Below are 21,175 nucleotides of genomic sequence, written 5' to 3'. Positions count from 1 at the left end.
TATTACCCCCTGGCGGCCACCCGGAAGGCATTTTCCAGATCGGCGACTAAATCTTCATGGTCTTCAATACCGACCGATACCCGTAATAATGTATCAGAAATTCCGGCGGCTGCTCTGGCTTCTGGAGACATACCCGCGTGGGTCATGGTGGCAGTATGGGAGATTAAGCTTTCGACCCCACCCAGAGATTCCGCCAAGGTAAACAGTTTCAGCGCTTTCAGGAAAGTGCGCACCGTTTGCTCATCCCCATCCAGTTCAAAACTGAGCATTGCCCCGAAGCCCTTTTGCTGGCGTTTGGCAATCTCATGGCCAGCATTGTCTGGCAGTGACGGGTGATACAATTTTTTCACCAGCGGCTGCTTTTTCAGCGCCTCAACAATCGCCAGCGAGTTTCTCTGTGCTGCCGCCATACGCGGTCCGAGGGTACGCAGTCCACGTAACAACAGGTAGCTGTCAAACGCAGAACCGGTCACACCGATATTATTCGCCCACCATGCCAACTCGGTTGCCAGTGCCGGGTCTTTAGCAATCACCGTACCGGCTACCACATCAGAATGACCATTTAGGTATTTGGTACAGGAGTGCAGCACCACATCCGCCCCCAGCGATAGCGGACTTTGCAGTACTGGGCTTAAGAAGGTGTTATCCACGACTGACACTGCACCGGCTGCCCGGGCAGCACGGCAGATGGCTTCGATATCCACCACCCGTAATAATGGGTTGCTCGGCGTTTCAATTAGCACCATTTTTGGCCCTTCAGCCATCACCTCAGCCAGAGCCTGTGCATCGCCCTGATCGACAAATTTCACCCGGAACGCACCACGTTTGTGGAAGCTTTCTAACAGACGATAGCTGCCGCCATAGCAATCATGAGGCGCCACCAGCAAATCACCAGGTTTCAGAAATACCGTCGTGGTCAGCAGAATGGCTGACATGCCGGTGTTGGTCATCACGGCACCGGCCCCCCCTTCCAGTTGGGCCAACGCATTCTGAACGACATCGCGAGACGGATTACCCTTACGGGAATAGTCATGAGGTCTGGGCTGATTAAAGTCAGTAAAGTTATAGGTGGTCGACAGGTGGATCGGCGGCACTACACACCCATACTGCTCATCATCATTTAATCCGCTGCGTACAGCGATGGTCGCTTGCTTATGTGTTGTCATGGCGTCTTTTAAACCGGAAGAGGAAATGTTGTCACAGGATACCATTGCTAAATTAGACGTCAATACATCTAGACATCCAAATGGGAGTGCGTGTAGATTGAGCAAAAGGTCAGGAAAGGCTAAAATTAGTCTGGTCTGTCAGATTTCGCCACAATTGTCACCTTTACGGAGAGCTTTCCGGACAGAGACACACAATAACGTAGATATCTGGCATAATTAGCTGGATCCAGGCAAGTTAACTTTTTATCGATTAAGGTACCCCATGGCTGAATGGAATGCCGAATATATCAGCCCTTACGCTGAGCATGGCAAAAAAAGTGAGCAGGTAAAAAAAATTACCGTCTCTATCCCTCTGAAAGTGTTAAAGATTTTAACCGATGAGCGGACCCGTCGTCAGGTCAACAACCTACGACATGCCACCAACAGCGAGCTGTTGTGTGAAGCATTTTTGCATGCCTTTACCGGTCAACCCCTGCCGGATGACAACGATTTACGTAAAGAACGCGGTGATGAGATCCCGGAAGTTGCAAAAGAGATTATGCGCGAAATGGGTATTGATCCGGATAAATGGGAGTACTGACCCCTATCGCTGGCGCGATTTGGCGTAAAAAAAAGTAAAAAAAAAACCCGGCAGCGCCGGGTTTTTTTACATCCGTGTCCGAAGACTCGTCTGCGGAAAACTTATTTTGAACCAGGAATGCTGAAACGCTTGTTGAAACGCTCAACACGACCACCGGTGTCAACAACACGCTGCTTACCAGTATAGAACGGGTGGCATTTACCACATACGTCCAAGCTTACGTCATGATCCACAGTTGAATGAGTGTGGATAACGTTACCGCAAGAACAAGTGATGGTAACAGCGTTATATTGCGGGTGAATACCTTTTTTCATGGGAGAACCTCAGTAGAAGGCCGTGTCGCTCTCCGTGCCAGGCGAACCTGCACAGCACCACACGCGGTTAAAAAAGAATGTTTTATTTAGCTCTCTGTTCGCCGGCTACAGCACCAGAGGCGCTATATTATACAGACTATCCCCACAGCTTTGCAAATAAATCCCATACACGGGACAGCACTGAGCGTGTACACTAGCCTGTTCACCCACTGATATCACGGAGTGTCAGAATGCCTGTCCTCAAGGTTGCCCTGCCCGTCCCGCTGCCACGGTTATTTGATTATCTGCCGTTGCCGGGTACCTCCGCCGTCCCCGGCGCCCGGGTCAGAGTCACCTTTGGTCACCGGAAAATGACGGGGATTGTGCATACTGTGACTGACAGTAGTGATTTGTCCGCTGATCAGCTCAAAACCCTCGATGAGGTCATCGATGATCAGTCGTTATTCCCCCCCTCCCTGTGGCAACTGCTGAATTGGTCCGCTAGTTACTATCATTATCCACAGGGAGAAGTGCTATTTCATGCGCTGCCGGTGTTACTCCGCCAAGGTCGAGAAGCCTCTCCCCCGCCCATTTGGCAATGGACACTGACCGAATCTGGACGAGCGACTTCCCCTGACAGCCTAAAGCGTGCAGTCAAGCAACAACAGGCCCTGACGCTGTTACGCAACGGACCGGTTGGGCGTCATCAACTGGCAGAACATGCCCTTACCGATGCCATATTACAGGCATTACGCAAAAAAGGGTTGTGTGAACTGACCGAACGTCCGGCAGAACTCACAGACTGGCGTCCTGACTTCCAGGTTAAAGGCGAACGGTTACGCCTTAATACTGAGCAGGCGACTGCCGTCGGCGCGATCCGCAGTTTGGATAATCAGTATGCCGCTTGGTTATTGGCGGGGATCACCGGCTCTGGAAAAACCGAGGTTTACCTCAGCGTGCTGGAAAATATTCTGGCTGAAGGTAAGCAAGCACTGGTGTTGGTACCGGAAATAGCCCTGACACCACAGACCATTGCCCGCTTCCGCGAACGATTCCAAGCACCAGTAGATGTGCTGCACTCCGCATTGAATGATAGCGAGCGTCTGAATGTGTGGTTGCGCGCGTCTCGTGGCGAGTCGGCGATAGTCATCGGAACCCGTTCTGCCCTGTTTACTCCACTGGCACGTCCCGGGGTGATCATTATCGATGAAGAACATGACAGCTCTTACAAACAACAGGAAGGCTGGCGCTACCATGCCCGAGACTTAGCCGTATTCCGTGCGCATCTGGAAAATGTCCCGATTGTCATGGGCTCGGCGACTCCGGCGTTAGAGAGCCTACACAATGTGACCACCGGTAAATACCGGCAACTGACGCTGACACAGCGGGCCGGGAATGCACGGACCGCCCAGCAGCAGTTGGTCGACCTCAAGGGGGTTCGCCTGCAATCGGGATTGTCTCCAGCCCTGATCAACAAGATGCGCCAGCACCTACAGGCGGATAACCAAGTCCTGCTGTTTCTCAATCGCCGCGGCTACTCCCCAGCCCTCATCTGCCATGACTGCGGGTGGCTGGCTGAGTGTCAGCGCTGCGAACGCTATTACACCCTGCATCAACAGCAGCGGCAATTACGCTGCCACCATTGCGACAGCCAGCGGCCGATCCCGTATCAGTGCCCCAGCTGTGGATCGACACACCTGGTCCCGGTAGGCGTGGGCACCGAACAGCTGGAAGAACAGCTGAAAACCCTGTTCCCCTCGGTCCCTGTCACCCGTATTGATCGAGATACCACCAGCCGGAAGGGCAGCTTAGAACAGCACCTTGATGAAGTGCACCAAGGTGGCGCCCGTATCTTGGCAGGGACCCAGATGCTGGCAAAAGGGCATCATTTCCCCGATGTTACGCTGGTGGCTCTGCTGGATGTAGACAGCGCTCTGTTTTCCGCCGATTTCCGCGCGGCAGAACGTTTTGCCCAGCTTTATACTCAGGTCGCCGGACGCGCTGGTCGCGCCGGTAAACAAGGCGAAGTGGTCTTACAGACCCACCATCCGGAACATCCACTGCTACATACCCTGTTGTACAACGGCTATTTTACCTTTGCCACGCAGGCGCTCCGGGAACGCAGCCAGCTCAGTCTGCCACCCTTCACCAGCCACGTTCTATTTCGTGCCGAGGATACCCACAGTGATCAGGCCGAAAACGGCCTGTTGCAACTGCGCAATCTGCTGGAGGCCAGTCCGCTGCGTAATGAGCAATGCTGGATCATGGGGCCGGTCCCGGCTCTACAGGCCAAACGCAATGGTCGCTGGCGCTGGCAACTACTAGTACAGCATCCGTCCCGTAAACAGTTACAGCAATTGCTGCAACACTCTATATCCTTGATCTCTACCCTACCGGCCCTGAAGAAAGTGAAGTGGACCCTCGACACAGACCCGACAGAAAGCTGATCCCGTGATCTGGTTTGCGGCCTAGGTCGTGAATTGTTTACGTGCTAGCGGTCAAATGCGTATTCTGCTTACGCAAAGGGTCATTATTCTGCTAACAATAGGTAACTAACACTACCCTGTGTCAGGGTGTTTTCCTGGGAGCCTGAACTTTGTCTTATACGCCATTGTCTTCACGTGCCACGCTAAAAGATATCGCTGCACAGGCCGGTGTCTCTACCGCTACGGTCTCTCGGGCATTCTCCTCACCGGAAAAAGTCTCTCCCGCTGCGTTACAAAGGATCAACTCGGCGATTACTGAACTGGGTTATCCGCCTGGCCTGCATCAACGCTATGCTGGCAGAGCCAGAACCCGGATACTGCTGGTCCTAGTGCCGGATATCTGTGACCCTTTCTTTCCAGAAATGATCCGCGGGATTGAGCAAACCGCGGCCTCGGCCGGTTATCTGACGCTGATTATGGATTGTACTCATCAGAATATTCAGGAAGCCGACCTTCCATCAAAGCTGCTGACTCGCCAGTTTGACGGAATATTACTGTTAGGCTCACAGCTGCCGACCTTGTCAGAGTGGCCGTATCCCGATCAACGCCCGCCTCTGGTACTGGCAAATGAGTTTTCGGCCGATCCCGGACTGCCTGCTGTCCATATCGATAATCTGACGGCCGCGTTTAATGCCGTAAGTTGGTTACTGGATAACGGACTGCAAAAAATTGCCTGCCTGACCGGTCCGGAGAATATGTCTCATTGTCGCTACCGCCGGCAAGGATATATCGAAGCCTTACGTCGCCGTGATATTCCAGTGTCCCCTCAGTATCTGCTACGCGGTGATTTCTCTTTTGCTGCCGGTCAGCAAGCGCTGACCACTTTGATGGCATTACCCCAACCACCGCAAGCCATCTTCTGTCACAATGACCAGATGGCACTCGGAGTGCTCCATCAGGCGGCCCTCAGAGGTATCGCAATACCTGACCAGCTACAGGTCATTGGCTTTGATGATATTGACGCGGCCCGCTACAGTCACCCGCCACTGACTACCGTGACACAACCGAGATCTCTGATTGGCAGTAAGGCAGCCTCACTGTTAATCGATCTTATTGAGGGCAAAACGCGTTCCTCCGGTTCATGTCTTCTGGAAGCTCACCTGACACTGCGCCACTCTACCCGTGCGCAAAACGCTACAGACTAAAAGGATTATCTGAATTCCCCGGATGACACTCTTACGGCGCAGAGTTTACTGGTCAAAGTTCGTCCCCTTGAGTAAAATAGAGCAGCTATTGCCATCACAGAGTGACTCGGGCTGAACGCCCTCCAGACTGATTTTCAAACTTAGCGGAACGAATGTGGCACAAAAAGACTATGTAGGCCGCGGGCGTTCAACAGGGACGCAACGCAAGAAAAACACTTCCAGAGGTAAAAAGAGCGCACCCAGCTCGGGACTTCCTAAAGTTATGATTGCACTGGCAGCTGCTGTGCTGGTCGCCTTTGTGGGTGGTCTAATGTTTATTGCTCATCATAAAAAAGAAGAGAAACAGGAACCACTCCCTCACAAGAGTACCGGTTCCTCTCTGCCCCCGAAACCGGAAGAACGCTGGAAGTACATCAAAGAGCTGGAAAACCGTGATGTGACGGTACCGGCACCTACTGAACCTTCGGCGGGCGGGGAAGTCAGATCACCGGCCCAATTGACCGATGAACAACGTCAGCTGCTTGACCAAATGGCTGCGGACATGCGCCAGCAACCCACTCAACTGAATGAAGTGCCTTGGAATGAGCAGACCCCGGCACAGCAACAACAGACCCTGCGCCAGCAACGGGAGTATGCCCAACAGAACGTTCAGCAGCAGCAAGCCCGAGCTCAAGCTCAAGCTCAGGAGGCTGAACGCCTGGAACGTCAACGCCAGCAGGCCGAGCGCCAACAACGCCTCGAACGTCAGCAGCAGGCAGCGACGGAAAGACAGCAACGGGAAGCCACTGCCCAAGCGGAAAGTCGTAACAGTACACAGACAGAACATCGCCCTGCGCCGATAACCTCAGTGACGCCGTCAGCACCGGCTCCGGCAGCGCCCCCCGCGCCGGCACGTCAGGCTGAGGCCAGTTCCAGTAAACGCTGGATCATCCAGTGTGGATCGTTCAAAGGCAGTGCGCAGGCAGAATCGGCCCGAGCAGGCCTTGCATTTGAGGGCTTTGAAAGCCGTATCACCGTTGGTGGTGGCTGGAATCGTGTAGTGATTGGCCCTTACGCTGATCGCAGTAAAGTGGACAGCATTGTCAAACAACTACGCGGAAATGGTCACGGAAACTGTATAACTCTGCCGTTCAGGGGTTGAAAACTTTTCCTCTCCCCCCATATCTCCCCTATAAGTGGCTCCGCGTACTCCGCGGAGTCTTTTTTTCACTGAAAAAAGGGGCGGCCCGTGACAACGATTGTAAGTGTTCGACGCAATGGCCAAGTAGTGATCGGTGGCGACGGCCAGGCTACTCTGGGTAATACCGTAATGAAGGGTAACGTAAAAAAAGTACGTCGCCTGTACAACGATAAAGTCATCGCCGGTTTTGCCGGTGGCACTGCCGATGCCTTTACCTTGTTTGAGCTGTTCGAACGTAAACTGGAAATGCACCAAGGTCACCTGGTCAAAGCCGCCGTCGAACTGGCCAAAGACTGGCGTACTGACCGTATGCTGCGCCGCCTAGAAGCGTTACTGGCGGTGGCGGACGAAAACGCCTCTCTTATCATCAGTGGTAATGGCGATGTCATCCAGCCAGAAAATGATCTGATTGCTATCGGATCCGGTGGCCCGTATGCGCAGGCAGCCGCCCGTGCCATGATGGAAAATACCGACCTCAGCGCGAGAGAGATCACGGAAAAAGCGCTGGAGATCGCTGGTGATATTTGCATCTATACCAACCATAACGTCAATGTCGAAGAACTGACGTCCAAGGCGTAAGGATTTTAACGATGTCTGAAATGACTCCCCGCGAAATAGTCAGTGAACTGAACAAGTTCATTATTGGTCAGGACGGTGCGAAGCGTGCTGTCTCTATCGCATTGCGTAACCGCTGGCGGCGCATGCAGCTGGATGCCGAGCTGCGTCACGAAGTTACCCCCAAAAATATTCTGATGATCGGTCCAACCGGTGTAGGTAAGACAGAAATTGCTCGCCGCCTAGCGAAGCTGGCAAATGCACCGTTCATCAAAGTAGAAGCGACTAAATTTACCGAAGTCGGTTACGTCGGTAAGGAAGTGGATTCAATTATCCGCGATCTGACCGATTCAGCGATTAAAATGGTGCGTAGCCAAGCTATCGAGCGCAATAAATCCCGAGCCGAAGAGCAGGCAGAAGAGCGCATTCTCGATGTACTGATCCCACCGGCCAAAAATAACTGGGGGCAGCCGGAGCAGAATGCCGAGCCTTCCGCGGCACGTCAGTCTTTCCGTAAAAAACTGCGTGAAGGCCAGTTGGACGACAAAGAGATCGAAATTGATCTGGCCGACTCGCCGATGGAAGTGGAAATCATGACACCACCTGGCATGGAAGAAATGACCAGCCAGCTGCAGTCCATGTTCCAGAATCTCGGCGGCCAGAAGCAGAAGACCCGCAAGCTGAAAATCAAAGACGCGATGAAGCTGCTGATTGAAGAAGAAGCCGCGCGTCTGATTAACCCTGAAGAACTGAAACAGGAAGCTATCGATACCGTAGAGCAGCACGGTATCGTCTTTATCGATGAGATCGATAAAATCTGTAAAGGCGGCGGTCAGTCCTCCGGCCCCGATGTTTCCCGCGAAGGGGTGCAGCGTGATCTGCTGCCACTGGTTGAAGGCTGCACGGTTTCTACCAAACACGGTATGATCAAGACCGATCACATCCTGTTTATTGCCTCCGGTGCATTCCAGGTGGCCAGTCCGTCTGACCTGATCCCTGAGTTACAGGGTCGTCTGCCGATCCGTGTCGAACTACAGGCGCTAACCGTCAATGACTTTGAGCGTATCCTGACGGAACCGAGCGCGTCTGTCACGGTACAGTACAAAGCGTTGATGGCTACCGAAGGGGTGACGATCAACTTTACCGATGACGGTATCCGCCGCATCGCTGAGGCAGCTTGGCAGGTCAACGAAACCACCGAAAACATCGGTGCTCGTCGCCTGTACACGGTCCTTGAGCGTCTGATGGAAGATATTTCTTTCGATGCCAGCGACCGTCCGGGTGAGACAGTGACCATTGATGCCACTTACGTCAGTGAGCATCTGGATAAACTGGTCGCTGATGAAGACCTCAGCCGCTTTATCCTATAACGGATAATCGCGCGCCATACAGCCCTCGCTCTCAGTTGAGAGTGGGGGCTTTTTACTGTCTGCGACTTGGCATCCCGGCATCGGCTTTTTTGCTATCCGCAGAGATAACGCGATATACTTTCCCTACCTCTGACAAACAGATGAAACGGCGATGAAATACGATACCTCTGAACTGTGTGATATTTACCATGAAGAAGTGAACGTTGTAGAACCTTTGTTTTCAAACTTTGGCGGTCGCACGTCCTTTGGTGGTCAGATTACGACGGTGAAATGCTTTGAAGACAACGGTCTGCTCTATGATCTGCTCGAAGAAAACGGCCTCGGTCGGGTGTTACTGGTCGATGGCGGTGGCTCGGTGCGCCGTGCATTAATTGATGCTCAGTTAGCCCGTCTGGCGGCGCAAAATGAGTGGGAAGGAATTGTTGTCTACGGCTCTGTACGTCAGGTTGATGAACTAGAAGAATTGGATATTGGTCTGCAAGCCATGGCGGCGATCCCAGCCGGTGCAGCCGGTGAAGGGATTGGTGAGAGTGATATTCGCGTCAATTTTGGCGGTGTCACCTTTTTCTCTGGGGATTACCTGTACGCCGACAATACCGGCATCATTCTGTCAGAAAACCCATTAGGGGGAGACGAAGATGCCTGACCGATGCTGCAAAGCAAATCGGGTGCCTAAAGGCACCCGATTCACTGTTTAATTCTTACTGCAGAATTAAACCTCATCCATTTTTCCCAGCAGGGTACGCAGGCGCTCCTGCCACTGCTGCTGCTCTTCTTTCAATTGCTGATTTTCACGTGTCAGGCTGTCATGGTTGCCGGCAACCTGCAGAGCTTCCTGTTTCAGCGTATTATTCTGCTCTTTCAGTTCTTCAATTTCCATCTGCAACAGGGTGATGGTATCAATCGCCTGCTGTACTTTTGCTTCCAGTTTTTCAAACATTTCAAATGACATCTTTCTAATCTCTCCTATAGATCGCAAGGCGCTGATGTGCCGGCTGCATAACTGACAGACCCTGTAAAATTCCTGCAGCGGCCGACAATACCCCGATTGTATGGAGCCTGCTCTGGCAAGTCCAGTGACCTGATGATTTACAGAGCAGTCTGTAACACTTTTCAGTGACAGTTACTGCATTGGGTCCACCACCCACGGGTAGTAAGCACCTTTTTTCTTCTTTCTCACTGCTCACAAATGACCCAAAAGTTAACAAAACTCTCGATTTCGCTCATTTCTTTTGACATGGTGCACAAATTTTAAGTTCGGTATTTATCGTTTTTGCTCGTTAACGATAAATTTACATCAACCCTACAACAAAAGTCGGGTGGCCAAGGAAAAGGCACACAACACCGATTATTTTAAACCACGTAAGGAATTGATCATGAGCCAGACAACGAACGTACTCACAGGCCAATGCATCGCTGAGTTTATCGGTACCGGTCTAATTCTGTTTTTTGGTGCCGGATGTGTTGCCGCATTAAAACTGGCCGGGGCCAGTTTCGGACAATGGGAAATCAGTATTGTCTGGGGCTTGGCTGTCTCAATGGCCGTCTACGTCAGTGCCGGAATTTCCGGGGCTCACCTTAACCCAGCAGTCACAGTGGCCCTCTGCCTATTCGGTAACTTTGAAGGCCGTAAAGTTGTGCCTTATATTCTGTCACAGGTCGCTGGGGCATTCTGTGCAGCCGCTCTGGTTTATGCGCTGTACCGCAGCCTATTCCTCAACTTTGAGGAGACACACAATATGGTGCGCGGCAGCGTCGAAAGCTTGGATTTAGCAGGGATCTTCTCCACCTATCCGAACCCGCACATCGGTGTTGGCCAAGCATTCTTTGTTGAGATGGTGATCACTGCCGTACTGATGGGTGTGATCATGGCGCTGACAGATGACGGTAACGGTCTACCACGTGGTCCATTAGCGCCGTTACTGATTGGTTTACTGGTCGCGGTCATTGGTGCTTCTATGGGGCCACTCACCGGCTTTGCGTTGAACCCGGCCCGTGACTTTGGCCCGAAAATGTTCGCGGCCCTAGCAGGCTGGGGTAAAGTTGCTTTCACCGGCGGACAAAATATCCCTTACTTCTTGGTCCCAGTGTTTGGCCCATTAGTCGGGGCCAGCCTCGGGGCACTGATCTACCGTAACTTTATTGGCCGCTATTTACCGGGAAATGCCGTGAAAAGCGTAGAAAAAGAAGCAAAAAAATCGCTGGCACGCTCTAAATAATCTCTGAGACGCGTACATTCTCACCACGAACTGAGCAGGAACAGATTATGACTAACGCCGAAAACAAATACATCGTTGCACTGGACCAAGGAACTACCAGCTCACGTGCGGTTATCCTAGATCACAATGCTAATATCGTTGCCGTCTCACAGCGCGAATTTACCCAAATTTATCCAAAAACCGGCTGGGTAGAACATGACCCAATGGATATCTGGGCGACCCAAAGTTCAACCTTGGTGGAAGTGCTGGCCCATGCCGATATCCGTTCCGATCAGATTGCGGCCATCGGTATCACTAACCAGCGTGAAACGACCATTATCTGGGATAAAAAAACCGGTAAGCCAGTGTATAACGCCATTGTCTGGCAGGACCCACGTACTGCCGACTACTGCTCACGGCTGAAAAAAGAGCCGGGCTTAGAAGAGTATATTCGTAATACCACCGGCTTGGTAATTAACCCCTACTTCTCCGGGACCAAGGTCAAATGGATCCTCGACAATGTTGAGGGCGCCCGTGACCGTGCCAAACGCGGAGAGCTACTATTCGGTACTGTCGACACCTGGCTGGTCTGGAAAATGACCCAAGGAAGAGTGCATATCACTGACTATACCAACGCCTCACGTACTATGATGTTCGATATTCATAAACTGCAGTGGGACGAGCGGATGCTGGATATCCTCGATATCCCTCGGGAGATGTTGCCGGAAGTGAAAGCGTCCTCCGAAGTCTACGGGCAGACCAACATCGGCGGTAAAGGCGGTACCCGTATTCCGATCGCGGGGATCGCCGGGGATCAGCAGGCAGCACTCTACGGTCAGTTATGCGTACAACCGGGGATGGCAAAAAATACCTATGGTACCGGCTGCTTTATGTTGATGAATACCGGTAAAGAGGCCGTTACTTCCACCCACGGCCTGCTGACCACCATTGCTTGTGGACCGCGTGGTGAAGTCAACTATGCACTGGAAGGAGCAGTATTTATCGGAGGTGCGTCAATTCAGTGGCTACGCGATGAATTGAACCTGTTTAATGATGCCCTCGACTCCGAATATTTTGCGATGAAAGTGAAAGACTCGAATGGCGTCTATATGGTCCCGGCCTTTACTGGATTGGGTGCTCCTTACTGGGACCCCTATGCCCGCGGGGCCATCTTCGGACTGACCCGTGGAGCTAATGCTAACCACATTATCCGTGCCACCTTGGAGTCGATTGCTTTCCAGACCCGCGATGTGCTGGAAGCCATGCAAAATGATGCCAACACCCGTCTGCAATCGCTACGTGTTGACGGCGGAGCGGTCGCCAACAACTTCCTGATGCAGTTCCAGGCCGATATTCTCGGTGCCCGGGTTGAACGTCCGGAAGTACGCGAAGTGACCGCATTGGGGGCCGCTTACCTGGCTGGTCTGGCCGTCGGTTTCTGGAAGGATCTGGAGGAAGTGCGAGCGATGTCAGTGATTGAGCGTGAATTCCGTCCGTCGATCGAAACCACCGAGCGTAACTATCGCTACGCCGGTTGGCAGAAAGCCGTCTCCCGCGCCCGTGGTTGGGAAGACGAAAAAGAGGTCTGATCCTTTCCCCCGGCCTGCACTCTGCAGGCCGGGGTGGTATCAATTTTTACCCTACCTGCCTGTGATACACTGCCCCACCCCTTTCCTGCAGAAAAAAGACCATGAAAAGAGAACTTGCCCTCGAATTTGCTCGAGTCACCGAAGCAGCCGCGCTGGCTGGCTGGCAGTGGCTGGGACGCGGAGATAAAAATCTGGCGGATGGCGCCGCGGTGAATGCTATGCGGAGCATGCTGAATACGCTTGATATTCGCGGCCAGATTGTTATCGGTGAAGGGGAAATAGATGAAGCCCCGATGCTGTATATCGGCGAGCAGCTGGGCCGTGGCCAGGGAGATGAAATCGATATCGCCGTTGATCCTATCGAAGGGACCCGTATGACCGCTATGGGTCAACCCAATGCACTGTGCGTAATAGCCGTTGCCGATAAAGGCTGCTTTCTTCATGCGCCGGATATGTATATGGAAAAATTGGTGGCAGGGCCACAGGCACGCGACCTGATAGACCTAGAATTGCCGCTGCGGCACAACCTGGAAGTCATTGCCCAAGCCTCCGGTAAAGCGCTGTCTGAGCTGACAGTGGCAGTGCTAGATAAGCCCCGCCACCGCCAGGTTATTACGCAACTGCACGACCTCGGCTGCCGAGTCTACGCCTTCCCAGATGGGGATGTTTCAGCATCGATCTTGACCTGTTTGCCAGACAGTAGCGTGGATGTGATGTACGGTATCGGTGGTGCGCCTGAGGGAGTGATCTCCGCTGCAGTGGTGCGTGCACTCGGCGGAGATATGCAGGGACGTTTACTGCCCCGTCATCAGGTAAAAGAGGATAATCAGCAGAATCGGACTCTCGGTGCACAGGAGATAGCTCGCTGTGTCAGTATGGGAATTGAAGCCGGCAAATGCCTGACCCTGGCTGAGATGGTCAGCAGTGATGATGTGGTCTTTGCCGCCACTGGCATTACCGACGGGGATTTGCTGCAAGGTATCCGTCAGCAAGGTCAGCAAATTAGCAGCGAAACGTTACTGGTACGAGGTAAAAGCGGTACCCTGCGGCGTATTCAGTCACTGCACCGACTCTCCCCCGAGCCGCAATAACTGCCAACGGGCACCTGGCCGGAGCACTGCCTCCGGCCTACTGGATAATCCCCGCGGGTTTGTCGATATGAGCTTTCATCCGTTCCAGGGGTGGAAAACAACGCTAATCACAGCGATGATAATTCCGTCATTCAGTGAATTATCAGGAGGAATCGAACCATGGCAGAGTGGTGTGAAGGAAAAGTGGTCTCTGTGACCCATTGGACAGAGGCACTGTTTAGTCTCGTCGTACATGCGCCTGTCAGACCGTTTGTCGCAGGGCAGTTTGCCAAACTGGCACTGGAGATTAACGGTGAGAAAGTTCAGCGGGCTTACTCCTATGTGAATGCCCCCACCTCCCCTCACCTAGAATTTTATCTGGTCAATGTCCCACAGGGAAAACTCAGTCCGTCATTGCATCGGTTACAGCAAGGCGATAGCCTGCAGATCACCGCCGACGCGGCAGGATTCTTCGTCTGTGAGGAAGTACCGGACTGTGACACTCTATGGATGCTAGCCACCGGTACCGCGATCGGCCCTTATCTCTCTATACTGCAACAGGGCGAAGGGCTAGAACGCTTTAACAACATCGTCCTAGTCCATGCGGCACGCTATGCGGAAGATTTGAGCTATCTACCATTGATGCAACAGCTGCAGCAGCAGTTTAATGGCAAACTGCGTATTCAGACTGTGGTCAGTCGTGAGCATGCCGAAGGTAGTCTGTACGGCAGAGTACCGGCACTTATCGAAAACGGTACCCTAGAGCATGAGACAGGATTAACGCTGTCCGCAGAGACCAGTCATGTTATGTTATGTGGTAATCCGCAGATGGTCAGGGATACACAGCACTTACTGAAAACGACACGGAATATGTCGAAGCATCTGCGCCGGAAGCCCGGCCATATTACCAGTGAGCATTACTGGTAGGGCTGCTCTGCCCGAGGGGGCGGCTTTCACCCCATAAAGAACAGGACTCCCTTATTCTGCTATGGATATCAGTGAAAAAAATCTGTCCACTATCACCCGCTGTCTGCGGGTCTTCGTAGGCCTGGCCCTGCTATTAACAGTTTCTGGGCTAGCCCATGCGACACCTCCGCCTCCGGAAGTTGCTCCCTATCTGCAACCTGGAGCCCCCGTATTCAGTGATACGGTACCCCGTTTCCGCGAGCAGTTTAACCATAATAACCCGCAGAGTCCGTTACCGGAGTACCGAACCGTGGAAACCGGGCAGCCTTCCGGACTGGTTGTGCTCGCAGTCAGCCAGGTAAGTCCCGATTTCTATTCGTCCACCGCGCTGGAACCCGGCAGTGGTAAAATTAAGTCCTTACAGATGACCTGGATCCCCCATAAGGGGCTGATAGAAAAAGCGTCCCGCGACTTAGCTTTCCGCTATATGGCAGCCTTAATCCACTATTTTTCTCCGCTATTATCCCCACAGCAGAGTCAGCAAAAACTTGAGGCTTTACTTAACGCTGCCAAAGAAAAGAAAACGATAACCGAAAATGAAGGCGCCTTGCGTTATGTGCTCGCCTCCCACGGCGACAACGGGATCACGCTGGCTATCGAACCTGTGCGACTGATTCTGCCTGATCACTAAACTGTTTCTGATTTATGACGAAAAGCAAAGCAGTCAGAAAATTTGAGCTTTATACTGGTTAACAGACACCATTGCCTGTCGGCAGTAGTATTTACTAAATCGCGTAATGCGGAGGACAGAATGCGACATCCATTAGTTATGGGTAACTGGAAACTGAATGGCAGCAAACAGATGACAGCCGAACTGATCAGTGGTCTGCGTGAAACATTATCAAGTGTTGATGGCTGCGATGTCGTCATTGCACCGCCATTTCTCTATCTCGATCAGGCAAAAAATGCCGTCTTTGGCAGCCCTATTGCCCTGGGCGCACAGAACGTTGACGTCAATCTGTCCGGCGCATTCACCGGTGAAACCTCAGCAGAGATGCTGAAAGATATCGGCGCGAAATATATCATCATCGGACACTCGGAGCGTCGCACCTATCACCAAGAAAGCGATGACCTGATTGCGAAAAAATTTGCGGTATTGAAGGATACAGGCCTGATCCCCGTGCTGTGTATCGGTGAAACCGATGCGGAAAATGAAGCCGGTAAAACCGAAGAAGTCTGCGCCCGCCAGATTGATGCCATCCTGAATACGCTGGGTGCTGATGCCTTTAAAGGCGCTGTGATCGCCTATGAGCCGGTATGGGCGATAGGTACCGGAAAATCAGCAACCCCCGCGCAGGCACAGGCCGTGCACCACTTTATCCGCCAACATATTGCCGCGAAAGATGCTGCTATCGCTGAACAGGTCATTATTCAGTATGGCGGTTCGGTCAATGATAAAAATGCGGCCGAGTTATTCACTCAGCCGGACATTGACGGTGCACTAGTCGGTGGTGCATCACTGAAAGCCGATGCTTTTGCGGTGATTGTTAATGCTGCCGCCGCCGCAAAAAACGCCCACTAAGCCGCATAGCGGCACCTCAGCTCAGGTGCCGCTCGGTTTAGCCAGTATCTTACAGCTATGATCCTGTAATTCCTCTGCCGACCCCGTATTCGCCTTCAGTAAGTCCTTTTTCACTGCCAGCAACACTAACTTCCCATTCTGCAAGGTCGTCAGCGCCAACCCGTAATCACCCATATTATTCTCAGCCCCTGGGATTTCCCGCGCGACGCGAATAAACACACTCTCCTCAGCCAACTGTGTCGGGCTGAGTGTGCGGATCAGATAGGGATGGGATCGCAGTGAAAGGGTCTGCCAATGATCACTAAAATTCTGGGAGGGCTGGTTGATTTGGTGAGCAATATCACTGCGTAGGCAGGAAAGGTGAATATGCATTTGATTCTGGGTTCTGCCAGATACAGAGTTGATCGTCATCGCCAGCTGACTGTCCGGGATAGCAGCCTGATGTTTTTCAGAGAGCAAATGACGCTGCTGCCAAGCAAGCAGGAAAAAGTTCGGTGTGGTTGGCTGTTGTAACAGCGGACTTTCGATACCCGTTATCCGCTGCACAGGCATCAGCAGATATTGCAGCGGACCGACCCTATCTTTAAACAAGACGTAGCCCGCTGACAGGTCGACTTTTTCACAGGGGTTAGGACGTTGGTGTTGTTCCATATCTGGAACACATTGCTGGCTGACAAATTTCCATAAGACGCCGGAATGATCCGTGATACGGTGGCTAATATAGAATAACGCTGCGGCAACAATTATGATAATCAGTGCCAGCAGCGAAAGCGCCTTCTTTTTCGAGACTGAAAATACCTGCATTAATACGCTCCTCCCGATCCGATGTCACATCATGTTACGTGAACCGGGAGGAATGTCACTGATTACTGTTTATCAGGGCTTCATGATCTGATCGTAAGTGCCACCGTCGCTGAAGTGGGTTTTCTGAGCGACTGTCCAGCCACCGAATTTATCTTCAACGGTAAACAGTTTGATCGGTTTAAACTGATTCGCAAACTGTTTGGCCACTTCTGGATCACGCGGGCGGTAATAGTTTTCTGCCGCAATGGTCTGTCCCTGTTTGGAGTACAGGTATTTCAGGTAATCTTCCGCGACTTTACGGGTACCGCGTTCATCAACCACCTTATCAACCACAGAGACCGTCGGTTCTGCCAAAATCGACTCACTCGGAGTGATAATCTCAAAATCCTGACTTTTCAACTTATTTTTTGCCAAGTAAGCTTCGTTTTCCCAGGCGATCAGTACATCTCCGATACCTCGCTCAGCAAACGTATTGGTAGCTCCGCGTGCGCCGGAATCTTGAACTGCAACGTTTTTATATAAGGCTTTCACAAAAGCTTGGGCTTTTTGTGGGTCGTTCTGGTTATGGTCAAGGGCATATCCCCAGGCCGCCAGATAATTCCAGCGAGCACCGCCGGAGGTTTTCGGGTTCGGACTTATCACTGACACGCCTGGTTTAATGAGATCATTCCAGTCATGAATATTTTTGGGATTACCTTTGCGTACCAAGAAAACAATCGTTGATGTGTAAGGGGCGGAGTTATCAGGTAGACGGCTGATCCAGTCTTTATGAATACGGCCACTGTTGGCAATCGCATCCACATCGGATTGTAACGCCAGTGTCACCACATCGGCACGGATACCATTAATGACCGAAGTAGCTTGTTTACCGGAGCCGCCATTAGACTGACGGATAATGACATTATCCCCCGTTTCCTGCTTATAATGGGCAGCGAAGGCCTTATTGTACTGCTCGTAAAATTCTCGGGTTGGGTCATAGGATACGTTTAGCAACTGATAATCTTTTGCTAGCGTACTCGCAGACACTAACATCAGCGCCAGACCAACATGCCACTTCTTCATAGTTTGCCCCCTGTATTTTTCCTAATAACAGGGTGGCATAACCCGGAAAATAACTTAAAGAACTAAAATTCCGTTTTTATATCACAAATGCATAAAAAAATAGGCCTTAGGATAGATATCGGCCTGTTAATTCATTTAATACAACCTCTTAGCGGTATCCAGTACATCTCGGCGGAACGGACGACGCATATTCTCGATGGCATCAATAATATCGTGATGGACCATTTTTTCATTCTGTACCCCGACACAGCGGCCGCCGTACCCTTGTAACAGCAGGTCTATCGCGTAAGTGCCCATCCGTGACGCAAGGATACGATCATAAGCACAGGGTGCACCGCCACGCTGGATATGTCCCAGCACTGTGGCTCGAGTTTCCCGGCCGGTCTCTTTTTCGATATAGCGGGCCAGTTCCCCAACATCACAAATCAGTTCGGTAATCGCGACAATGGCGTGTTTTTTCCCCTTAGCAATTCCCGTGTTAATTTCCGCCAGTAGCTCCTCGCGGGTATAAGGGGTTTCCGGTAACACAATAAATTCACAGCCACCGGCAATCGCTGCCGCCAATGTTAGGTCGCCACAATGGCGGCCCATCACTTCAACAATAGAAATACGCTGATGCGAAGACGAGGTATCACGCAGGCGGTCAATCGCCTCCACTACGGTTTCCAAGGCAGTGTGATAACCGATAGTGTAGTCCGTGCCGGCGACATCGTTATCGATAGTGCCGGGCAAACCAATACAGGGAAAGCCCATTTCGGTCAGCCGTTTAGCCCCCATATAGGAACCATCGCCGCCGATCACTACCAGCGCATCCAGTCCGCGCTTTTTCATGTTCTCTATCGCAATCGTCCGAGTCGCATCCTCACGAAACTCAGGGAAGCGGGCAGATCCAAGAAAAGTTCCACCGCGGTTAATCATGTCAGACACACTGTAGCGGTCGAGGCTAACCATCCGGTCTTCATAGAGTCCGAGGTAGCCGTCATAAATCCCAAAAACTTCCAGTCCTTCACCGAGTCCAGCACGTACGACACCACGGATAGCGGCATTCATACCCGGGGAATCCCCGCCGCTGGTCAATACACCAATTTTTTTGATCATGACAACCTCTGGATAGTCTGAAACTAAAGGGGAATTTTTCGGTCCACCCGGCCACTGTCTGCGTATTGAAGATACCGAGGTGTTTTCCGCTCTATCATATACCAAACCCCGTGACCGGGATTGATTCAGGTCACTGACATTACAACGCCAAGAAAATCTCTTCGGTGAAGCTGGTTTTAGCCCGCTGCCAATGGCTTAAAAAATAAAGAGCCCGCGCTTATCTGCGGCTACTGACGACGACGGATCTTGATGGATAATCACATCTGCACCCGGGAATAGCGCTTTCAACGCCTCTTCCAGTGCCTCTGCCTGATCGTGGGCTTCAACGAGTGGCAAATGATCGTCCATTTCCAGATGCAACTGAATAAACTTTGTCGGTCCAGACTGGCGGGTACGGAAATCATGTGCCCCACAGACGCCAGGCCAATCGCGGATCACTCGAATAATCTGCTCGCGGTCCTCTTCGGGTAGAGCTCTATCCAGCAGGGACTGTACCGCTTCATGGCCCATACGGATCGCTGAAATCAGGATATAAATACCGATCCCAAAGGCAAACAGCGCATCAGCATAGGTCATACCGTACCAGCTGAGCGCCAGCGCGACCACAATCGCTCCATTCATCAGCACATCAGACTGATAGTGCAGCATATCCGCCCGGATCGCCTGACTATGGGTTTTGCTGACCACCCAGCGCTGAAACATCACCAGTATTAGGGTAGTGATCAGGGCACTGATAGCGACAGCCATTCCCACCACCGGCGCACGCAATTGTCCAGGGCTTATCAGATGCTGAATACTGGTCAGAAATAAAAACAGTGCAGAACCACTGATAAACATACTCTGCGCTAACGCCGCCAAAGATTCGGCTTTGCCGTGGCCAAATGAGTGATTGTCATCCGCGGGTTGTAGGGCATAGCGCACCACCAAAAGATTGGTCAGCGAAGCACCGATATCCACCAGCGAATCCACCAGTGCCGCAAGCACACTGACCGATCCGGTATACCACCAAGCAACGATTTTAATGACCAGCAGTACAGAGGCAAGGGCCGTGGCAGCAACGGCTGCCGAAGTCACCAGTCGTGCGTAGGAATTCACCATTAGCGTTCCTGAATATTGATCTTTCAAAAGAAACTTTACTGCGTCAGTCCCCGTAGGGTTTTGGTCGCAATGCGTCAACCCGGAGTCAGGCCAGAGGGTCGCGTTTAAGTGTATCAAGCTCGGAGGGAAAATGGACAGCAATGTCTGGAGATAAACAGAATTCCTGTCGCGACGGTAGAGTTCGAAGTCGGTTCACAACCGGTGACAGGAAAATTATCCAATCGTTAGCACAGGGTAACCACCTCCCTGCTGTGCCACTTTATTGCCGTTAACTCAATTTGTTCGCTTGATTGACGGGAAATAACAGATAAAAAAAACCCCTCATTTCTGAGGGGGAAGACAGGGATGGTGTCTATGGCAAGGAAAAGGGATAGGGCATACTATTGGTACTGCGCTTACGGCAATCAGCGAGGCTGGTTACGGTAACTGTGTTGAACGGCGTATATCGCTGACACGCAGTTCAAAATTCTTTTGTAATATCGCCTGTTGACGTACGGTCAGCAGGTTATACATTTGGTGACGAACTCTGGCCATTTCGACCTGTTCGTTCACATAACTCTGGGCCATTTTTTCGGCCTGTGCCCGCACAGCAGTCTCGTTAAACTCCGAGGCGGTCACTAGTTGATGTTGCTTCTCAATATCTGACAGTAAAAAGGCTGTCTGAGCCTGGCGGGCCTGAAACATTAAATCCCGCATTTGCTGTCGCTGTTGTTCAGTTAATTCAATACCCTCGAACATATGATTTTGAAAATTCTGCGCCATACTGTCAGCAGTAATAATCATATCCGGAGGTGGCTGGTCGCCGGTTTGTGCTGATGCCTGACCTGCAATAACCAGTGACGAAAGTGCGACGATCATCAATTGGCGCATTTCTGGCTCCGGAAATAATTTTTTGTTTCTCAACTCAACGGAAACCAGTGTAATCCAGTTGCTGCAAACATCCGTCAGGGGGTGTAAAACTACGTAAAGTGACACCCTGACCACCCTGGAACA

21 protein-coding genes are annotated in these 21,175 nt (G+C 51.9%); 13 read left to right on the top strand and 8 right to left on the bottom strand.

The genetic code is table 11. From position 1 onward, the window contains the following. Nucleotides 1-2: 2 nt before the first annotated feature. Entirely contained in the window at nt 3-1,166 is a 1,164-nt protein-coding gene (metB, locus tag DW47_RS0104155) for a cystathionine gamma-synthase (protein WP_029685093.1), read from the bottom strand. Between the two features lie 262 nt (nt 1,167-1,428). Here metB and metJ point away from each other — a divergent pair, with 262 nt between their 5' ends. Further along, nucleotides 1,429-1,746: a met regulon transcriptional regulator MetJ gene (gene metJ / locus DW47_RS0104150; RefSeq protein ID WP_029685091.1), complete on the top strand. Its 318-nt coding sequence runs from the start codon at nt 1,429-1,431 to the stop codon at nt 1,744-1,746. Between the two features lie 101 nt (nt 1,747-1,847). Here metJ and rpmE read toward each other — a convergent pair whose 3' ends face one another. Continuing rightward, nucleotides 1,848-2,060, bottom strand: a complete 213-nt coding sequence (gene rpmE / locus DW47_RS16850; protein WP_071846606.1) for a 50S ribosomal protein L31 — start codon at nt 2,058-2,060, stop codon at nt 1,848-1,850. A 230-nt stretch (nt 2,061-2,290) separates the two neighbouring features. Here rpmE and priA point away from each other — a divergent pair, with 230 nt between their 5' ends. The 6 genes from priA (at nt 2,291) to rraA (ending at nt 9,421) form a co-directional block, all read left to right on the top strand. Next, complete coding sequence (gene priA / locus DW47_RS0104145; RefSeq protein WP_029685090.1) at nt 2,291-4,486, top strand: primosomal protein N'; 2,196 nt, start codon at nt 2,291-2,293, stop codon at nt 4,484-4,486. A 149-nt stretch (nt 4,487-4,635) separates the two neighbouring features. Beyond that, a complete protein-coding gene (locus DW47_RS0104140) occupies nt 4,636-5,670 on the top strand; it encodes a substrate-binding domain-containing protein (protein WP_029685088.1) in 1,035 nt (344 codons plus the stop codon). 154 nt (nt 5,671-5,824) lie between these two features. Further along, nucleotides 5,825-6,811: a cell division protein FtsN gene (gene ftsN / locus DW47_RS0104135; protein WP_029685086.1), complete on the top strand. Its 987-nt coding sequence runs from the start codon at nt 5,825-5,827 to the stop codon at nt 6,809-6,811. Nucleotides 6,812-6,898: 87 nt separating this feature from the next. Next, complete coding sequence (gene hslV / locus DW47_RS0104130; protein ID WP_029685085.1) at nt 6,899-7,429, top strand: ATP-dependent protease subunit HslV; 531 nt, start codon at nt 6,899-6,901, stop codon at nt 7,427-7,429. A gap of 11 nt (nt 7,430-7,440) precedes the next feature. Next, a complete protein-coding gene (gene hslU / locus DW47_RS0104125; RefSeq protein WP_029685084.1) occupies nt 7,441-8,775 on the top strand; it encodes an HslU--HslV peptidase ATPase subunit in 1,335 nt (444 codons plus the stop codon). A 151-nt stretch (nt 8,776-8,926) separates the two neighbouring features. After that, nucleotides 8,927-9,421: a ribonuclease E activity regulator RraA gene (gene rraA / locus DW47_RS0104120; RefSeq protein WP_029685083.1), complete on the top strand. Its 495-nt coding sequence runs from the start codon at nt 8,927-8,929 to the stop codon at nt 9,419-9,421. A gap of 66 nt (nt 9,422-9,487) precedes the next feature. Here rraA and zapB read toward each other — a convergent pair whose 3' ends face one another. Then, complete coding sequence (zapB, locus tag DW47_RS0104115) at nt 9,488-9,727, bottom strand: cell division protein ZapB (RefSeq protein ID WP_029685082.1); 240 nt, start codon at nt 9,725-9,727, stop codon at nt 9,488-9,490. Between the two features lie 424 nt (nt 9,728-10,151). Between zapB and DW47_RS0104110 the strand changes: the two genes are divergently transcribed. From DW47_RS0104110 to tpiA, 6 genes are all read left to right on the top strand, one after another. Next, nucleotides 10,152-10,994: an MIP/aquaporin family protein gene (locus tag DW47_RS0104110; protein ID WP_029685081.1), complete on the top strand. Its 843-nt coding sequence runs from the start codon at nt 10,152-10,154 to the stop codon at nt 10,992-10,994. Between the two features lie 47 nt (nt 10,995-11,041). Next, nucleotides 11,042-12,562: a glycerol kinase GlpK gene (glpK, locus tag DW47_RS0104105; RefSeq protein ID WP_029685080.1), complete on the top strand. Its 1,521-nt coding sequence runs from the start codon at nt 11,042-11,044 to the stop codon at nt 12,560-12,562. Nucleotides 12,563-12,663: 101 nt separating this feature from the next. Further along, nucleotides 12,664-13,653, top strand: coding sequence for a class II fructose-bisphosphatase (gene glpX, locus DW47_RS0104100; RefSeq protein WP_029685079.1), 990 nt, complete (start codon nt 12,664-12,666; stop codon nt 13,651-13,653). 159 nt (nt 13,654-13,812) lie between these two features. Continuing rightward, nucleotides 13,813-14,559 (top strand): ferredoxin--NADP(+) reductase, encoded by a 747-nt coding sequence (gene fpr, locus DW47_RS0104095; protein ID WP_029685078.1) that lies wholly within the window; start codon nt 13,813-13,815, stop codon nt 14,557-14,559. 61 nt (nt 14,560-14,620) lie between these two features. Continuing rightward, complete coding sequence (locus DW47_RS0104090) at nt 14,621-15,229, top strand: DUF1454 family protein (protein WP_084689026.1); 609 nt, start codon at nt 14,621-14,623, stop codon at nt 15,227-15,229. A gap of 120 nt (nt 15,230-15,349) precedes the next feature. Then, nucleotides 15,350-16,120: a triose-phosphate isomerase gene (gene tpiA, locus DW47_RS0104085; protein WP_029685076.1), complete on the top strand. Its 771-nt coding sequence runs from the start codon at nt 15,350-15,352 to the stop codon at nt 16,118-16,120. Between the two features lie 21 nt (nt 16,121-16,141). On the opposite strand, the gene DW47_RS0104080 is transcribed toward tpiA, so the two are convergent. The 5 genes from DW47_RS0104080 to cpxP all read right to left on the bottom strand — a co-directional run bounded on the left by DW47_RS0104080 (nt 16,142) and on the right by cpxP (nt 21,052). Next, nucleotides 16,142-16,924 (bottom strand): CDP-diacylglycerol diphosphatase, encoded by a 783-nt coding sequence (locus DW47_RS0104080; RefSeq protein WP_029685075.1) that lies wholly within the window; start codon nt 16,922-16,924, stop codon nt 16,142-16,144. 72 nt (nt 16,925-16,996) lie between these two features. Then, nucleotides 16,997-17,986 (bottom strand): sulfate ABC transporter substrate-binding protein, encoded by a 990-nt coding sequence (locus tag DW47_RS0104075; RefSeq protein WP_029685074.1) that lies wholly within the window; start codon nt 17,984-17,986, stop codon nt 16,997-16,999. 135 nt (nt 17,987-18,121) lie between these two features. Further along, nucleotides 18,122-19,084 (bottom strand): 6-phosphofructokinase, encoded by a 963-nt coding sequence (gene pfkA, locus DW47_RS0104070; RefSeq protein ID WP_029685073.1) that lies wholly within the window; start codon nt 19,082-19,084, stop codon nt 18,122-18,124. Between the two features lie 195 nt (nt 19,085-19,279). Further along, nucleotides 19,280-20,182: a CDF family cation-efflux transporter FieF gene (gene fieF / locus DW47_RS0104065; RefSeq protein ID WP_029685072.1), complete on the bottom strand. Its 903-nt coding sequence runs from the start codon at nt 20,180-20,182 to the stop codon at nt 19,280-19,282. 417 nt (nt 20,183-20,599) lie between these two features. Continuing rightward, entirely contained in the window at nt 20,600-21,052 is a 453-nt protein-coding gene (gene cpxP, locus DW47_RS0104060) for a cell-envelope stress modulator CpxP (protein ID WP_029685071.1), read from the bottom strand. Between the last annotated feature and the right edge of the window lie 123 nt (nt 21,053-21,175).

Origin of the sequence: Tatumella saanichensis (genome assembly GCF_000439375.1) — a bacterium.
Taxonomy (GTDB): Bacteria; Pseudomonadota; Gammaproteobacteria; order Enterobacterales; family Enterobacteriaceae; genus Tatumella; species Tatumella saanichensis.
This window is presented reverse-complemented; position numbering and strand designations above follow the sequence as displayed.

Bases quoted from the DNA above. Each gene is read 5' to 3' on its own strand.
- metB (WP_029685093.1), bottom strand. From the start codon at position 1,166: ATGACAACACATAAGCAAGCGACCATCGCTGTACGCAGCGGATTAAAT.
- metJ (WP_029685091.1), top strand. From the start codon at position 1,429: ATGGCTGAATGGAATGCCGAATATATCAGCCCTTACGCTGAGCATGGC.
- rpmE (WP_071846606.1), bottom strand. From the start codon at position 2,060: ATGAAAAAAGGTATTCACCCGCAATATAACGCTGTTACCATCACTTGT.
- priA (WP_029685090.1), top strand. From the start codon at position 2,291: ATGCCTGTCCTCAAGGTTGCCCTGCCCGTCCCGCTGCCACGGTTATTT.
- hslU (WP_029685084.1), top strand. From the start codon at position 7,441: ATGTCTGAAATGACTCCCCGCGAAATAGTCAGTGAACTGAACAAGTTC.
- rraA (WP_029685083.1), top strand. From the start codon at position 8,927: ATGAAATACGATACCTCTGAACTGTGTGATATTTACCATGAAGAAGTG.
- zapB (WP_029685082.1), bottom strand. From the start codon at position 9,727: ATGTCATTTGAAATGTTTGAAAAACTGGAAGCAAAAGTACAGCAGGCG.
- DW47_RS0104110 (WP_029685081.1), top strand. From the start codon at position 10,152: ATGAGCCAGACAACGAACGTACTCACAGGCCAATGCATCGCTGAGTTT.
- glpK (WP_029685080.1), top strand. From the start codon at position 11,042: ATGACTAACGCCGAAAACAAATACATCGTTGCACTGGACCAAGGAACT.
- glpX (WP_029685079.1), top strand. From the start codon at position 12,664: ATGAAAAGAGAACTTGCCCTCGAATTTGCTCGAGTCACCGAAGCAGCC.
- fpr (WP_029685078.1), top strand. From the start codon at position 13,813: ATGGCAGAGTGGTGTGAAGGAAAAGTGGTCTCTGTGACCCATTGGACA.
- DW47_RS0104090 (WP_084689026.1), top strand. From the start codon at position 14,621: ATGGATATCAGTGAAAAAAATCTGTCCACTATCACCCGCTGTCTGCGG.
- tpiA (WP_029685076.1), top strand. From the start codon at position 15,350: ATGCGACATCCATTAGTTATGGGTAACTGGAAACTGAATGGCAGCAAA.
- DW47_RS0104080 (WP_029685075.1), bottom strand. From the start codon at position 16,924: ATGCAGGTATTTTCAGTCTCGAAAAAGAAGGCGCTTTCGCTGCTGGCA.
- DW47_RS0104075 (WP_029685074.1), bottom strand. From the start codon at position 17,986: ATGAAGAAGTGGCATGTTGGTCTGGCGCTGATGTTAGTGTCTGCGAGT.
- pfkA (WP_029685073.1), bottom strand. From the start codon at position 19,084: ATGATCAAAAAAATTGGTGTATTGACCAGCGGCGGGGATTCCCCGGGT.
- fieF (WP_029685072.1), bottom strand. From the start codon at position 20,182: ATGGTGAATTCCTACGCACGACTGGTGACTTCGGCAGCCGTTGCTGCC.
- cpxP (WP_029685071.1), bottom strand. From the start codon at position 21,052: ATGCGCCAATTGATGATCGTCGCACTTTCGTCACTGGTTATTGCAGGT.